Genomic DNA, 13,933 nt, shown 5'->3' with positions numbered 1-13,933 from the left:
ATATGAATTACGGCATCGCGTTCACGCCGCTCGTTCCCGCGATCGTTCTCTGGCTCGCCCTGGCCGCGATCGTCGTGGTCGCGCTGGTGCTGCTGCTGGCGCGCGCGCGGGGGGCGGCCGTGCGCGTCGCCGCGTTGGCGCTGTTCCTGCTGGCGCTCGCCAATCCCTCCTTCACCCGGGAGGATCGCGATCCCCTCACCTCGGTCGCCGCGGTTGTCGTTGACAAGAGTCCGAGCCAGAATTTCGGCAACCGCAATCGCGAGGCCGCGCAGGCGCAGGAGGCGCTGGTCGACAGCCTGAAGAAGATCAAGGGCCTCGAAGTCCGCGTCGTCGATGCCGGACAGGCCGACGGCGAGACCGACGGCACGAAACTGTTCGGCGCCCTCGCCTCGGCCTTGTCGGACGTGCCGGTCGACCGCGTCGCCGGCGCGTTCCTGATCACCGACGGCCGGGTCCATGACATTCCGGCGAACGCAACCGCGCTCGGCTTCCAGGCGCCGGTGCATGCGCTGGTGACCGGGCAGAAGGACGAGCGCGACCGCCGCATCGCAATCACGGCGGCGCCGCGCTTCGGCATCGTCGGGCAGACCCAGACCATCAGCTACCGCCTCGACGACCAGGGCGTCACCGGCGAGCGCGCCAAGGTCACGGTCCGCAGAGACGGCGAGGTCATCAACGAGCGCACGCTATCGAGCGGCCAGGCCGCAAGCGTCGACGTCGACATCAAGCATGCCGGCCCGAACATCGTCGAGATCGAGGCTTCGCCCCTCGAACGCGAACTGACGCCGGTGAACAACCGCGCGGTTGTCGCCATCGACGGCGTACGCGACAAGCTGCGCGTGCTCTTGGTCTCGGGCGAGCCGCATTCCGGCGAACGCACCTGGCGCAATCTGCTCAAGTCCGACGCCAGCGTCGATCTCGTGCATTTCACCATCCTGCGTCCACCGGAGAAGCAGGACGGCACGCCGATCAACGAATTGTCGCTGATCGCGTTTCCGACCCGCGAGCTGTTCCAGCAGAAGATCAACGAATTCCAGTTGATCATCTTCGACCGCTACGCTCGCCAGGGCGTGCTGCCGATCGCCTATTTCGACAACATCGCACGTTATGTCCGCTCGGGCGGCGCGGTGCTGGTCTCGGCCGGCCCTGACTACGCCTCCAACACCAGCATCTGGCGCACGCCGCTGGATTCGGTGCTGCCGGCCGAGCCGGTCGGCGTGACGGAAAAGCCGTTCTATGCGCACCTGTCTGACATCGGCAAACGCCATCCGGTCACACGCGGGCTGGAGGGCTCCGCCAGCGAGCCGCCACGCTGGAGCCGATTCTTCCGCACCGTCGACACCCGCAATGCGATCAACCCGCCGGTCATGACCGGCGTCGATGGCAAGCCGCTGTTGTTCCTGTCGCGTTTCGGCGAGGGCCGCGTCGCGCTGCTGCTGTCCGATCACATCTGGCTGTGGGCGCGCGGCTATGAGGGCGGCGGCCCGCATCTCGACCTGCTCAGGCGGATGTCGCACTGGCTGATGAAGCAGCCGGATCTCGACGAAGAAGCGCTGCGCCTTCAGGTGCAGGGCAAGGATCTCGTCGTGGTGCGCCAGACCATGTCAGACAGCGTCCAGCCGGTGAACGTAACCTCGCCGTCGGGCGTGTCGCACGACCTGACGCTCAGCCCTGGCGATCCCGGCGAGTGGCGCGCCAGCCTGCCCGCGAACGAGCTCGGCCTGTGGCAGGCCACCGACGGCACGCTGAAGGCGCTGATCAATGTCGGCCCGACCAATCCGAAGGAGTTTTCGGAAGTCACCTCCACCGCCGAAACCCTGAAGCCGCTCACGCAGGCGACCGGCGGCAACGCCGTGCGCGTGGTCGACGGCACCAGCGTCGAGCTGCCGCGCATCCTGCCGGTGCGCTCTGCGAGCGTCTTCCACGGCGACAATTGGATGGGCGTGCGGATGCGCGACGCCAGCGTCGTCAAAGGCGTCGGTGTGCTGCCGATCTTCGCCGGGGTGATCGGCCTGCTGCTGCTGCTCGGCGCCTTCGCCGCGACCTGGGTCCGCGAAGGGCGCTGATCTCCTGGAGCGCGAAAAAATTAGGCTCGGTTGGTGTTCGGGGTTCACCTCTCCCCCGCGGGGAGAGGTGCTTCGAGTTCTGGGCGCGCAGTTCAACTAAAATTCCATCCCACTCTAGTTGCCGGAACGACACATCGGCTCGCGGCCCTGCGTGCGCCGATCCGGCCGGCGTTGACATCCACCGTCCGATCGGGCGATGTTACATTGTAACGCCGCGATGGCAGGGGATTGGCCGCGCGGTGTGGGGCGTTTTCGGATGAAATGGTTTCGGTCGAATGTGAGGCATGCTGCCCGGCTCGCGTTGTTCGCGATGCTGGTGCAGTTCGCGCTGACGTTCGGCCACAGCCACTGGTTCGCGCGGGCCGCGCCCCTCGCCCAATCCTCGCTCCAGCAGACCGACGGCGCCAAGGACAGCGCCAAGGGCGCTGCTGCGATGGGCCGCGCCGCAGTCCAGACGCAATCGCCGGCCGGTCCCGACCGCGAGCATCCGGGCGAGGACAATTGCGCGATCTGCGCCGTCGTCGCGATGGCGGGCACAATTGTGTTCGCGACGTCGCCCGTGCTGCTGCTGCCGCAAGCGATCGAACTGCTCCACCGCACCACCGGCGCCGAATTCATCCATCTGAAATCCGCCGGCACGGCATTCCAGCCCCGCGCCCCTCCCGCGTCCTGACCTCCAACGCTTGATCACGCCCAGCCTCGCTAAATGTCGGCGAATGCCTGGGGAGAAGTTGAAGTCGAATTCCGTCGCACCGCGACGGCAGGCCGCCTCCGATCAGCAGACAATACAATCATGCGGACGGCGCCTGAGTGGAATCAGGACCATGTCATTTCAATCGCGACGCGCGCAGCGTCTTGGCGGAGCAAGCCTGCTCCTGCTCGGGGCCGCCGCCACACCAGCCTTGGCCCAGTCGGCCGAGGACAAGTCGTCGACCGAGATTCCCGCCGTCACCGTGACGGCGCCGAGCCCGATCGTGCGCAGAGCGGTGGTGCCTTCCCGCACCGCAGGCCGCGGCACGCGGACCGCGCGAGTGCGCAGCCGCCAACAAACGGCGGAAGCGACGCCCGCGGCGTCCGCGCCCGCCGCGCCGCAGCAGGGCGTGCTGCCTGTTGTGACCAACCAGTTCGCTACCGTCACCGTGGTGCCGAACGAGGAGATCCGCCGCGAGGGCGGCGGCCAGCTCGGCGATCTCCTGTTCTCCAAGCCCGGCATCACCGGCTCGAGCTTCGCACCCGGCGCCTCCAGCCGGCCGATCATCAGGGGTCTCGATGTCAACCGCGTCGGCATCGTCGAGAACGGCACCAATGCCGGCGGCGCCTCCGATCTCGGTGAGGACCATTTCGTCCCGGTCGATCCGCTCGCCACCAACCAGATCGAAGTGGTGCGCGGGCCGGCGGCGCTGCGCTACGGCTCGACCTCGATCGGCGGCGTCGTCAGCGCCACCAACAACCGGATTCCGGACGCGATGCCTGCGTGCGCGCCCTCATTCCAGAGCTATGGCATGCCGGCCAAGGCCCCGCTCGCGAGCGCCGCGACCGCTCCTTGCGTCACCGCCGAGACGCGCACCGCGTTCAGCTCGGTCGATCGCGGCGTCGAGAGCGGCGTGCTGCTCGACACGGGCGGCGGCAATTTTGCATTCCATGCCGACGCCTATGGCCGCACGACCTCCGACTACTATATCCCGAGCTATCCCTATCTGACCGACCAGTCGCGCCCGGTGAACGGCCGTCAGCCCAACTCGGCGACGCGCTCGGACGGCGCCTCGATCGGCGGCTCCTACTTCTTCCAGGGCGGCTATATCGGCGCATCGATCACGCAGAACGACTCGCTCTACCACATCCCCGGCATCGACGGCGCCGACCACAACACGCGGATCGACGCACATCAGACCAAGATCAACGTCAAAGGCGAGTACCACCCCGACGCGGCCGCGATCGACGCGGTCCGCTTCTGGGCCGGCGCGACCGACTACCGGCACAACGAGATCGGCCTTGCCGATCCCGGCAACCCCAACAGCGACGGCGTGCGCCAGACCTTCACCAACAAGGAGCAGGAGATCCGCACCGAGGTGCAGCTGATGCCGTTCAATGCCCGCTTCGCCGAGGTGACGACGGCGCTCGGCTTCCAGGTCGGACATCAGGAATTGAGTGCGCCGAGCCCCGACAATCCCGGCACGCTGTTCAACGGCCTGTGGGACCCGAACAACAGCACGCGCGTTGCTGGTTACGCCTTCAACGAGTTCAAGTTCACGGAGGCGACGCGGGCACAGATCGCCGGTCGCATCGAGCATGTCGAGCTGCACGGCACGACGCCTGATTTCCCCGCCGATTACCTGCCCGACGGCACGCCGCAGACGGCGATCGCGCGCAATCCGTCCTTCACGCCGAAGAGCGGCAGCATCGGTCTGCTGCAGGACCTGCCGGGTGGCATGGTCGGCAGCCTCACCGCGCAATATGTCGAGCGCGCGCCGAAGGCTGCCGAGCTGTTTTCACGCGGCGGCCATGACGCGACCGCGACGTTCGACATCGGTAATCCGAACCTCACCATCGAGACCGCGAAATCGATCGAGGTCGGCGTGCGCAGGGCGACGGGGCCGTTCCGGTTCGAGGCGACGGTCTACTACACGCATTTCGACAATTTCATCTATCGCCGCCTCACCGGCGTGTCCTGCGATGACGACTTTGCGTCCTGCGGGGGACCAGATGGCGAGCTGAACCAGGCGGTCTATTCGCAACGCAATGCCAATTTCCGCGGTGGCGAATTCCAGTCGCAGCTCGACGTCGGCGCCTTCCAGGGCGGCATCTGGGGCATCGAGAACCAGCTCGACTTCGTCCGCGCCACCTTCAGCGACGGCACCAACGTGCCGCGGATTCCGCCGCTCAGAATGGGCGGCGGCGTATTCTGGCGCGACGACAACTGGCTGATGCGCGTCAACCTGCTGCACGCCTTCGCGCAGAACAACGTCGCGGTGATCGCGGAGACGCCGACAGCGGGCTACAATTTGCTGAAAGCCGAGGTCAGCTACAAGACCAAGCTCGACCGCAACTGGTTCGGCGCGCGCGAAATGATGGCCGGCATCGTCGGCAACAATCTCCTCAACGAGAACATCCGCAACTCGGTTTCCTACACCAAGGACGAGGTGCTGATGCCCGGCATTGGCGTGCGGGCATTCGCGAACTTCAAGTTCTAAGCTCATACAGTCGGGGCCCACAGCGGCCCCGGCTGGCCTCGCCCGGCTGGTTCACGCCGTCGCAATGACAGAGTATGGGCACTGCCGCTGCGCTTCCCATTCACAGCGTCGTAGCACCTACCCGCGCGCCTTGCTCCAGTCCGGCGCAACCCGCCCGGATACGCCTTCGAAAGCGCCGTCGACGAGCTCGAACACCAGAATGCGGGCGGGGTCAACCGGACCCGGCATGGTGACGCGGCCCTTTGCGACCGGCTTGAAGCCGACGCGGCTGTAATAGGCTTCGTCGCCGACCAGGAGCACGATGGCGTGGCCTTTTTCCTTGGCGTCCTTCAGCGCGCGCTCCATCAGGAGACGGCCGATGCCGCGGTCGCGGAACGGCGGCTCCACGGTGAGCGGCCCCAGCAGCAGCGCCGGCGTGTCGCCGATCAGGATCGGCAACTGCCTGACCGAGCCGACCAGCAGCGTCCCAACGCGCGCGGTGAAGGACAATTCGAGCAGATGGTCGACATGCTCGCGGATGCGGTAGGCGCTGAGCACGAAGCGGCCGGGGCCGAAGGTGCGTTCGTGCAGCCGTTCGATCGCCTGAGCGTCGCCGGCGGCCTCGGGAAGGATGGTGAGTGAGAGATCGCTCATGTCAGCGCGCGGGATAGCACCTGAACGCAGCGCGGTCCATCGGGCAGCAAAGATGCTCAGTTCCTTTTTCAGCGCCGACGGGAGAGGTGTTCTGATTCGCCGGTTTGCACTGTTGAACGACAACCCTCACGCACCAGCACGGGCCGCCCTCATCGCCACGTCGCAATCAGCGGCTTGCCGTCCAGCACTTCGGCGATCCGCAGCCGTGTGCCGGGCGTGGTCCCCTCGGGCAGCGCCGTGATCGCGAAGAACCCGCATTCGACGATCTCGCGGTTCGGTCCGGGCAGGCGGTCCTGGCTGAACTGCCTGACGACGTAGACGGCGACGTGGTCGCGGCGGGAGACGTGGCTGTTGAGGAAGATGCCGTGCAGCATGGCGTCCCCGGTGAGATCAATGTCGCCCTCCTCCTTGAGTTCGCGCCGCAGCGCCTGCGCCATGGTCTCGCCGAAGTCGACGCCGCCGCCGGGCAGGTACCATCCGGTGACGTAGCTGTGCCTGACCAGAAACACCCGATTCTCGGCGTCCAGCACCACGGCGCGGACGCCGAGCGTCATGCCGCGGACCAGCAGGAAATAGGCATGGAAGAGACGCCGCAGCAGCGGCTCGCATTGTCGTCGAATGCTGTTCAGACGTTCTCGCATCAGGCCTTCTTGACGCCCCGTTTCGAGCCGCGCTTGCGCGCTGGCTGCGACCTTGCCATTACAGCGGAGCAATAGCGAGGCAATCGCGCGCCATGGCCCCCTTCACGCTCGCCCATCTGTCCGACCCGCATCTGCCGCCACTGCCGAAGCCGCGGCTGATCGAGCTCGCGGGCAAGCGCGCGCTCGGCTACATCAACTGGACGCGCAACCGGCACAAATACCAGCGCCGCGAGGTGCTCGACGCGCTGGTCGCCGATATGAAGGCCCAGGCGCCCGACCACATCGCCGTGACGGGCGATCTCGTCAACCTCGCGCTGGAAGCCGAGTTCGCGCCGGCCCTGGCCTGGCTCGAAAGCGTCGGTCCGCCCGACCGCGTCACCGCGATTCCCGGCAATCACGACGCCTATGTCAGCGCGACGCGCCATCGCTTCGGCGAGACGTTCCTGCACTACATCGCCGCGGATACGCCCGATACCGCAGCCTTCCCCGCCGTGCGCCGGCGCGGGCCGCTCGCGCTGATCAGCCTGTCCACGGCGGTGCCGACCCTGCCGCTGATGGCGACGGGCACGCTCGGGCGCGATCAGCTCGCGGCCCTCGCAGAGGTGCTCGAGCGGCTCGCGGCGGAAGACGTCTTCCGCGTGCTGCTGGTGCACCATCCGCTGAGATCCGTCGCGCGCCAGAAGCGGATGACGGACGCGGCCGAGCTGCTGGCACTGTTGAAACGGCATGGCGTCGAGCTGATTCTGCACGGGCACGACCACATTCATTCGACGATGTGGTTCGAGGGCCCGAACGGCAACATTCCCGCACTCGGCGTGCCTTCCGCCTCGGCGCTCGCGCACGGACGTTACCCGGCGGCGGCGTATAACCTGTTCACAATCGAAAAGGACAATTCCGGCTGGCGCTGCGAGCAGACGGTGCGGAGCCTGGGCGCTGGATTTCAGATCGGGCAGATCAAGCATGCGCGGTTGATTTGAGGCCATCGTCATTTTCCGGGGGCGCGCGGCAGGCGAGCTCTGATGCGCAATTGCGCATCAGAGAATCCATTCACCCGCATGCGCTGTGGCCCGGTAGATTCCGGCGCTCATGCTTCGCATGCCCGGGAATGACGACGGAGAGAGCCTCACCAGCTCCGCAAGGCGGCCAGCACAGCGAGGCCGAACAGCGCCGCGGCGCCGAGGATGAAGCCGAACAGGAACGGCCACACGCGCGAGCGGCGCGGCGGCGCGGCGGCGGGCTTCGGCTCGGGCGGCACCACCATCGCGCGCTCGCGCTCGATCATGCGGCGCGCGACATAGTCGGTGACGGCCTCGACGATAACGGCGGTGTCGTGCGATTCGGCGAGCACGATGCGGCCGAAGCGGGTGTCCTGGACGAAGCGGTACATCCGCTTGTCACGCCCCATCAAGATGTGGGCGACGACGTCGATCCAGAGCCTCGGCGTATCGCCCTGGCTGATGCCACGGTCGAACAGCTCGATCTGCTCCGGCACCTGCGCGAACAGAGGATCGAGCGCGTCGTTGAGGATCTCCAGCCGGGCCACCTCGGCATCTCTGAGGTCGACGACCACGCCGGTCCGGTCGGCGGCCTCGATCCGGGCGCGCAACAGTGCATCGCGCAGCCGCACCGGGCGCGGCTGGCTGGGATGAATCCCGCTGGTTTCGGGCTCTGACATTGTCGGCCTCGTCCTCAAACACGGGAATTAACCTATCAGCAACCACAGCGCCCGCAAAGGGTCCACAATTCCAGATACTTACGGCGCCCACAGACGTTTCACCTGTGCCAAAAACAGACGATCCCACCCAGGCTAAGGCCTGGATGGGACCATCCGTCCTTGGACGTCTTAGTTAGATCGGCAGCCGGAATCCTTAGGCCGAGACCCGCGAAGGCTCCTCCACGATGGAGAAGCGGACGCCGGCCTTGTAGCGGCTCTCTTCCGACACCTCGCGCCAGCAGTCTTCGGCTTCCTTGCGGGTCTTGAACGGACCTTTGACCTGAGCCGAGCCTTCCACGAGCTTGTGGAAGTTCATCGAACCGAACTCGCCGCCGATCACCCAGAAATTGCTGCCTTTGGTCATGTCAGTCTCCTGTCGAAGTGCGTGATGCGTTAGCCGAACTGGTTCATCGTGTTGTGGGCGCCGCCCGCCTTCAGGGCAGCTTCGCCGGCGAAGTACTCCTTGTGGTCGTCGCCGATATCGGAGCCGGCCATGTTCTGATGCTTCACGCAGGCGATGCCCTGACGGATCTCGGCGCGCTGGACGTTCTTGACGTAGCCGAGCATGCCCTGCTCGCCGAAGTATTCCCGCGCCAGATTGTCGGTCGACAGCGCCGCCGTGTGATAGGTCGGCAACGTGATCAGATGGTGGAAGATGCCGGCACGCTTGGCCGAATCCGCCTGGAAGGTGCGGATGCGCTCGTCGGCTTCCTTCGCCAGCGGCGTGTCGTCATATTCCGCCTTCATCAGCTCGGCACGGTTGTACTGGCTGACGTCCTTGCCGGCTTCCTTCATCGCATCGTAGACCTGCCAACGGAAGTTGAGGGTCCAGTTGAACGACGGCGAGTTGTTGTAGGCCAGCTTCGCGTTCGGAACCACCTTGCGGATGCGGTCGACCATCTTGGCGATCTGCTCGATATGCGGCTTCTCGGTCTCGATCCAGAGCAGGTCGGCGCCGTTCTGAAGCGAGGTGATACAGTCCAGTACGCAGCGGTCTTCGCCGGTGCCCGGGCGGAACTGGTAGAGGTTGGAGGGCAGCCGCTTCGGACGCATCATCTTGCCGTTGCGGTTGATGATGACGTCGCCGTTCCTGGCGTTCTCCGCCGTCACTTCCTCGCAATCCAGGAAGCTGTTGTACTGGTCGCCGATGTCGCCGGGCCTGTGGCTGACGGCGATCTGCTGCGTCAAGCCGGCGCCGAGCGAGTCGGTGCGGGTCACGACGACGCCGTCTTCGACGCCGAGCTCGAGGAAGGCGTGGCGGCAGGCGCGGATCTTCGCGAGGAAGACGTCATGCGGCACGGTGACCTTGCCGTCCTGGTGGCCGCACTGCTTCTCGTCGGAGACCTGGTTCTCGATCTGGAGCGCGCAGGCGCCCGCTTCGATCATCTTCTTGGCAAGCAGATAGGTCGCCTCCGCATTGCCGAAGCCGGCGTCGATGTCGGCGATGACGGGCACGACATGGGTCTGGAAGTTGTCGATCTTCTCGATCAGCTCCTTCTCCCTGACCTTGTCGCCTTCCTTGCGGGCCTTGTCGAGCGCGCGGAAGATATCGTTGAGCTCGCGCGAGTCGGCCTGGCGCAGGAAAGTGTAGAGCTCCTCGATCAGGGCGGGCACCGAGGTCTTCTCGTGCATCGACTGGTCGGGCAGCGGGCCGAACTCGGAGCGCAGCGCGGCGATCATCCAGCCCGACAAATACAGGTAGGTGCGATCGGTCTTGCCAAAGTGCTTCTTGACCGAGATCAGCTTCTGCTGCGCGATGAAGCCGTGCCAGCAGCCGAGCGACTGGGTGTACTTGGTGGGGTCGCCGTCATAGGCGGCCATGTCGGCCCGCATCAGCGCGGCGGTGTAGCGGGCGATATCGAGGCCGGTCTTGAAACGGTTCTGCAGGCGCATGCGTGCGACGGCCTCGGCCTTCACCCCGTTCCAGGTCGGCTGGGTCTCAAGGAGCGCCTGAGCCGCCTCGATCTCGCTCTGATACGAAGCCGGGCGCAGGAGGGTGCTGATGCCGCGGGGCTGATAGTTCATGTGCCTGATCCTTTCGCGGTCGATGGCGAGCCATCGACATTCTTGACAATGCATTGCGAAATGCGTGTCAGGAGCTAAACGCGAAAACAGAAACTTCGTATAGATGGCTTGTTTCTTATTGGTGATGTCATGTAACATAAGAACATGTAATACATGTTACTTTGTAAATTTTGTAAATTATAGGTCATCAAGACTGTCCTTGATGCCTACGGAGTCCTGAGAAATGCCCGTCGATTCCGGGAAGAAACTGTTCTCCGGGAAGAAACTGTTCGTCGGCCCGCGCTTTCGGAGGATCCGGCAGCAATTGGGGCTGTCGCAGACCCAGATCGCCGAGGGGCTCTCGATCTCGCCGAGCTATGTCAACCTGATCGAGCGCAACCAGCGCCCGGTGACCGCGCAGATCCTGCTGCGGCTGGCCGAGACCTATGACCTCGACCTGCGCGACCTCGCCACTGCCGATGAGGACCGCTTCTTCGCCGAGCTCAACGAAATCTTCTCCGATCCCTTGTTCCGCCAGATCGACGTGCCCAAGCAGGAGCTGCGCGACCTCGCCGAGCTTTGCCCCGGCGTGACTCATGCGCTGCAACGGCTCTATGCCGCCTATACCGAAGCGCGCCAGGGCGAGACGCTGGCGGCCGCGCAAATGGCCGACCGCGACGTCGGCACGCGTTATGAGGCCAATCCGGTCGAGCGCGTACGCGAACTGATCGAGGCCAATCGCAACTATTTCCCGGAGCTGGAGCAGGCCGCGGAAAACCTTCGCGATGAGCTGAACGTGCCGGCCGAAGGGCTCTACGCGGCGCTGGCCGCGCGCTTGCGCGAAAAGCATTCGATCCAGACCCGCATCATGCCCGTCGACGTGATGCGCGAGACGCTGCGGCGGTTCGATCGCCATCGCCGTCAACTCCTGATCTCCGAGCTGGTCGACCCGCCCGGCCGTGCGTTCCAGCTCGCCTTCCAGCTCGGCTTAGGTGAATGCGCGCAGCATTTCGAGACTATCATCGGCCGATCCGGCCCGCTCGACGACGCGCCGCGGCGGCTGTTCCGCATCACGCTCGGCAATTATTTTGCAGCCGCCGTCATGATGCCCTACCCGGCGTTCCTCGCCGCGGCCGAGGCGCTCAATTACGACATCCAGGTGCTGGCGCAGCGCTTCAATTCCGGTTTCGAGCAGGTCTGCCACCGCCTCACCACTCTGCAGCGGCCCAACGCGCGCGGCATTCCGTTCTTTCTCTTGCGCGTCGACAATGCCGGCAACGTCTCGAAGCGCTTCTCCTCCGGCACGTTCCCGTTCTCCAAATTCGGCGGCACCTGCCCCTTGTGGAACGTGCACTCGACCTTCGACACGCCGGACCGCCTGCTCAAGCAGGTGATCGAGCTTCCCGATGGCACGCGCTATTTCTCGATCGCGCAGATGGTGCGCCGCCCCGTCGCGCCGCACCCGCTGCCGCAACCGCGTTTCGCCATCGGCCTCGGCTGCGAGATCCGTCACGCCGCGCGCCTGACCTACGCTGCGGGCATCGACCTGGAGAAGACCGAGGGCACGCCGATCGGCGTCAACTGCCGTCTCTGTGAGCGCGAAAACTGCGCCCAGCGTGCCGAGCCGCCGATCACGCGCACCCTGATCCTGGATGAGACGACGCGGCGGGTGTCGAGTTTCGCCTTCTCGAATGCACGGGAATTGTGAAGCCGGGAGCAGTGGGGCGCAGGGTGCATTTGGCCAATGGCGCGCGCCACGTCCTCCTGTCGTCGCCCGCGAAGGCGGGGCATGCCAGTTGAAGATAGAGCTCTAACGCGCCCCGCCGCCTACGCCAGCGTATGCACGATCACCGGCCCGGCCGCAGCGCTCGCATGTCCCGCGAGCAGCGGAGCCAGATCCTTCTCGATCCAGGCGATCGCGCGCCGGTTCGCCTCCTCCGCCTGTTCGAACTTGTCGAAGATCGAGATCGCGGTCACCGTGTCGTCGCCGGCATAGACGACGTAATAAGCGCGGAAACCATCGACGTCGCTGATGATCGGGACGGCGCCGTCCTTGATGCGGCGCGCCAGCTCTTCAGCGCTCCCGCTTTTCGCCTTGGCCTGACGGATGGCGGCATACATGACATCCTCCTTCCGGCTACTGATGTAAGGGCCTGGTGCCCGGAGTGGATGTTACGCCGAAGCGCGCCGCCGATCCACGCTTGGTTAACCTCGCCCTAATCCGACGCCGCGATCTGCAACCAAGGATTAAGCACGCCTCAACATCGGTGCCTTAGTCTTGCCCCACTCACGTTTCGCGAACAACGGTGGCTTATCCTGCCGGGCGAGGTGAGATCAGGGGGTTCATCATGCGCATTGCGTTGCTGCTGACCGCAACCATCGTCGGCGCGCTCTTCGCCAATCCATCCATTGCCGGATCGCTCGATGCGTCGACTGACGCAGCGCAGCCGCTGCCGCCGGGCTTCCAGAGCTACCGCGGCTACATGTTCGATTTGTCCGAGAATCGCGACCGCAAGGATGTCGACAAGCTCACCAGCAATCTGAAGAGCCAGATCGACGTGGTCGAAGGCGTCGGCCTGTCGCCGCGCGTGCTGCGCTTCTTCCACACCGTTCCGATCGTCGCGAGCGAGCTGGCCTGCCTCGACGAAGGTGCCGCGACCGCCTGCTACGGCAGGGTCACACCGGACATCCAGCGCAGCGCTCCCCGGACGCTGACGGTCTGGGATCCGGACAAGCAGCGCTGGACCAATCCGAATGCGGTCGATCTCGCGGTCGATTCGGGGCTCGGCGTGATCATGCTGCGGCCCGACATGATGCGTTACGAGAAGGAGGCTGTGCTGCTGCACGAGCTCCTGCATGCCTACCACGCGCGGCTGTTGCCGGACGGCTACGCCAACAAGGGCGTGATCGCCTATTACGTCCTGGCCAAGTCCAAGGACCTGCTGCCCAGGGAATCCTATGCGATGAAGAATCCCATGGAGTTCTTTGCCGTGACCGCGAGCATCTTCCTGGCCGGCAAGAGCGAATTCCACGATCCGAAGTCTCGCGAGGCGCTCAAGGAAAAGTTGCCGGACTATTACAAATACCTGGTCGGCGTGTTCGGCTTCGACCCCGACCCTGCAGCCCCAAGCGGTCCGGTCGCCTCGCTGAAGTGAGGCTGACGTCGCGCTTCCTGCGCCAGATGACATCAGAGCCGCGCAAAATGCGCGGCTTTTTTGTTTTGTAAACCGGAAGCTGCGGATGGCGGCTCAGCGGGAATTGCCAAGGTGGGGGCCGATCTGCATAGTCCCGCCCGCATCGATATTGTTTTCGAAGGGGATAGAACAACATGGCGGACGCCGACCTGGATGTCGTGATCCGGCAACTGGCCAGACAACTGCATACGGGCCTGATGACCCGCGCCAAGCAGCGGCGGGATCGCTTCAACGGCCTTGCCGCCAAGGCCAAGGGCAAGGAGACCAGCGACCGCTTCAAGATGATGGCCAAGGCCACCCTGGAGCAGGCCACCGCCGCCGCCAAGCGCCTCCAGATGTCCGCGGACAACGTCGCCGACAGCTACGCCCGCGCCATGCGCCTCGCCGCCAGCACGCCGGCCGCGGCAAAGGTGGAGAAGACGGCGAAGGAGAAGCCGGTGAAGAAGGCTGCGAAGGCGAAGAAGGCCAAAGCCAAGAAGGCGAAGTAATC

The 13,933-nt window shown here is 65.3% G+C and carries 13 protein-coding genes; 7 read left to right on the top strand and 6 right to left on the bottom strand.

Features of this window, described 5'->3' with window-relative positions:
- Window positions 1-2: 2 nt before the first annotated feature.
- The 3 genes from IVA92_RS10510 to IVA92_RS10500 all read left to right on the top strand — a co-directional run bounded on the left by IVA92_RS10510 (window position 3) and on the right by IVA92_RS10500 (window position 5,257).
- Window positions 3-2,066 carry a hypothetical protein gene (locus IVA92_RS10510; RefSeq protein ID WP_247450112.1) on the top strand — a complete coding sequence of 688 codons (2,064 nt, stop codon included), beginning with the start codon at window positions 3-5 and terminating at the stop codon, window positions 2,064-2,066.
- Between the two features lie 256 nt (window positions 2,067-2,322).
- Window positions 2,323-2,739 (top strand): DUF2946 family protein, encoded by a 417-nt coding sequence (locus IVA92_RS10505; protein ID WP_247279598.1) that lies wholly within the window; start codon window positions 2,323-2,325, stop codon window positions 2,737-2,739.
- A 151-nt stretch (window positions 2,740-2,890) separates the two neighbouring features.
- Complete coding sequence (locus tag IVA92_RS10500) at window positions 2,891-5,257, top strand: TonB-dependent receptor (protein ID WP_247279597.1); 2,367 nt, start codon at window positions 2,891-2,893, stop codon at window positions 5,255-5,257.
- Window positions 5,258-5,374: 117 nt separating this feature from the next.
- On the opposite strand, the gene IVA92_RS10495 is transcribed toward IVA92_RS10500, so the two are convergent.
- Both IVA92_RS10495 and IVA92_RS10490 read right to left on the bottom strand, forming a co-directional pair.
- Window positions 5,375-5,890, bottom strand: a complete 516-nt coding sequence (locus IVA92_RS10495) for an N-acetyltransferase (protein WP_247279596.1) — start codon at window positions 5,888-5,890, stop codon at window positions 5,375-5,377.
- A 149-nt stretch (window positions 5,891-6,039) separates the two neighbouring features.
- Window positions 6,040-6,531 carry an NUDIX domain-containing protein gene (locus tag IVA92_RS10490; RefSeq protein ID WP_247279595.1) on the bottom strand — a complete coding sequence of 164 codons (492 nt, stop codon included), beginning with the start codon at window positions 6,529-6,531 and terminating at the stop codon, window positions 6,040-6,042.
- Between the two features lie 92 nt (window positions 6,532-6,623).
- Between IVA92_RS10490 and IVA92_RS10485 the strand changes: the two genes are divergently transcribed.
- Window positions 6,624-7,508, top strand: coding sequence for a metallophosphoesterase (locus IVA92_RS10485; RefSeq protein WP_247279594.1), 885 nt, complete (start codon window positions 6,624-6,626; stop codon window positions 7,506-7,508).
- A 146-nt stretch (window positions 7,509-7,654) separates the two neighbouring features.
- On the opposite strand, the gene IVA92_RS10480 is transcribed toward IVA92_RS10485, so the two are convergent.
- The 3 genes from IVA92_RS10480 to IVA92_RS10470 all read right to left on the bottom strand — a co-directional run bounded on the left by IVA92_RS10480 (window position 7,655) and on the right by IVA92_RS10470 (window position 10,270).
- Window positions 7,655-8,206, bottom strand: a complete 552-nt coding sequence (locus IVA92_RS10480) for a hypothetical protein (protein ID WP_247279593.1) — start codon at window positions 8,204-8,206, stop codon at window positions 7,655-7,657.
- A gap of 193 nt (window positions 8,207-8,399) precedes the next feature.
- The gene (locus IVA92_RS10475; RefSeq protein WP_247279592.1) at window positions 8,400-8,609 is read right to left on the bottom strand and encodes a hypothetical protein; all 210 of its coding nucleotides are present in this window, start codon (window positions 8,607-8,609) and stop codon (window positions 8,400-8,402) included.
- Window positions 8,610-8,638: 29 nt separating this feature from the next.
- Window positions 8,639-10,270, bottom strand: coding sequence for an isocitrate lyase (locus IVA92_RS10470; protein WP_247279591.1), 1,632 nt, complete (start codon window positions 10,268-10,270; stop codon window positions 8,639-8,641).
- Between the two features lie 223 nt (window positions 10,271-10,493).
- Between IVA92_RS10470 and IVA92_RS10465 the strand changes: the two genes are divergently transcribed.
- Window positions 10,494-11,957 (top strand): short-chain fatty acyl-CoA regulator family protein, encoded by a 1,464-nt coding sequence (locus tag IVA92_RS10465; protein ID WP_247279590.1) that lies wholly within the window; start codon window positions 10,494-10,496, stop codon window positions 11,955-11,957.
- 119 nt (window positions 11,958-12,076) lie between these two features.
- On the opposite strand, the gene IVA92_RS10460 is transcribed toward IVA92_RS10465, so the two are convergent.
- Window positions 12,077-12,370 (bottom strand): antibiotic biosynthesis monooxygenase, encoded by a 294-nt coding sequence (locus IVA92_RS10460; RefSeq protein ID WP_247279589.1) that lies wholly within the window; start codon window positions 12,368-12,370, stop codon window positions 12,077-12,079.
- A gap of 227 nt (window positions 12,371-12,597) precedes the next feature.
- On the opposite strand from IVA92_RS10460, the gene IVA92_RS10455 reads away from it, so the two are divergent.
- Together IVA92_RS10455 and IVA92_RS10450 are read left to right on the top strand one after the other, a co-directional pair.
- Window positions 12,598-13,404, top strand: coding sequence for a hypothetical protein (locus IVA92_RS10455; RefSeq protein WP_247279588.1), 807 nt, complete (start codon window positions 12,598-12,600; stop codon window positions 13,402-13,404).
- A 173-nt stretch (window positions 13,405-13,577) separates the two neighbouring features.
- Window positions 13,578-13,931: a hypothetical protein gene (locus IVA92_RS10450; protein ID WP_247279587.1), complete on the top strand. Its 354-nt coding sequence runs from the start codon at window positions 13,578-13,580 to the stop codon at window positions 13,929-13,931.
- Window positions 13,932-13,933: the final 2 nt, after the last annotated feature.

It is taken from the genome of Bradyrhizobium sp. 154 (assembly GCF_023073875.1).
Classification (GTDB): Bacteria; Pseudomonadota; Alphaproteobacteria; order Rhizobiales; family Xanthobacteraceae; genus Bradyrhizobium.
The sequence above is the reverse complement of the archived record's forward strand: the minus strand, read 5'-3'. Positions and strand labels throughout refer to the sequence as shown.

What these genes read in the sequence shown, in the direction of transcription:
- IVA92_RS10500 (WP_247279597.1), top strand. Translation starts at nt 2,891, where the DNA reads ATGTCATTTCAATCGCGACGCGCGCAGCGTCTTGGCGGAGCAAGCCTG.
- IVA92_RS10510 (WP_247450112.1), top strand. Translation starts at nt 3, where the DNA reads ATGAATTACGGCATCGCGTTCACGCCGCTCGTTCCCGCGATCGTTCTC.
- IVA92_RS10490 (WP_247279595.1), bottom strand. Translation starts at nt 6,531, where the DNA reads ATGCGAGAACGTCTGAACAGCATTCGACGACAATGCGAGCCGCTGCTG.
- IVA92_RS10465 (WP_247279590.1), top strand. Translation starts at nt 10,494, where the DNA reads ATGCCCGTCGATTCCGGGAAGAAACTGTTCTCCGGGAAGAAACTGTTC.
- IVA92_RS10455 (WP_247279588.1), top strand. Translation starts at nt 12,598, where the DNA reads ATGCGCATTGCGTTGCTGCTGACCGCAACCATCGTCGGCGCGCTCTTC.
- IVA92_RS10475 (WP_247279592.1), bottom strand. Translation starts at nt 8,609, where the DNA reads ATGACCAAAGGCAGCAATTTCTGGGTGATCGGCGGCGAGTTCGGTTCG.
- IVA92_RS10485 (WP_247279594.1), top strand. Translation starts at nt 6,624, where the DNA reads ATGGCCCCCTTCACGCTCGCCCATCTGTCCGACCCGCATCTGCCGCCA.
- IVA92_RS10505 (WP_247279598.1), top strand. Translation starts at nt 2,323, where the DNA reads ATGAAATGGTTTCGGTCGAATGTGAGGCATGCTGCCCGGCTCGCGTTG.
- IVA92_RS10480 (WP_247279593.1), bottom strand. Translation starts at nt 8,206, where the DNA reads ATGTCAGAGCCCGAAACCAGCGGGATTCATCCCAGCCAGCCGCGCCCG.
- IVA92_RS10470 (WP_247279591.1), bottom strand. Translation starts at nt 10,270, where the DNA reads ATGAACTATCAGCCCCGCGGCATCAGCACCCTCCTGCGCCCGGCTTCG.
- IVA92_RS10460 (WP_247279589.1), bottom strand. Translation starts at nt 12,370, where the DNA reads ATGTATGCCGCCATCCGTCAGGCCAAGGCGAAAAGCGGGAGCGCTGAA.
- IVA92_RS10495 (WP_247279596.1), bottom strand. Translation starts at nt 5,890, where the DNA reads ATGAGCGATCTCTCACTCACCATCCTTCCCGAGGCCGCCGGCGACGCT.
- IVA92_RS10450 (WP_247279587.1), top strand. Translation starts at nt 13,578, where the DNA reads ATGGCGGACGCCGACCTGGATGTCGTGATCCGGCAACTGGCCAGACAA.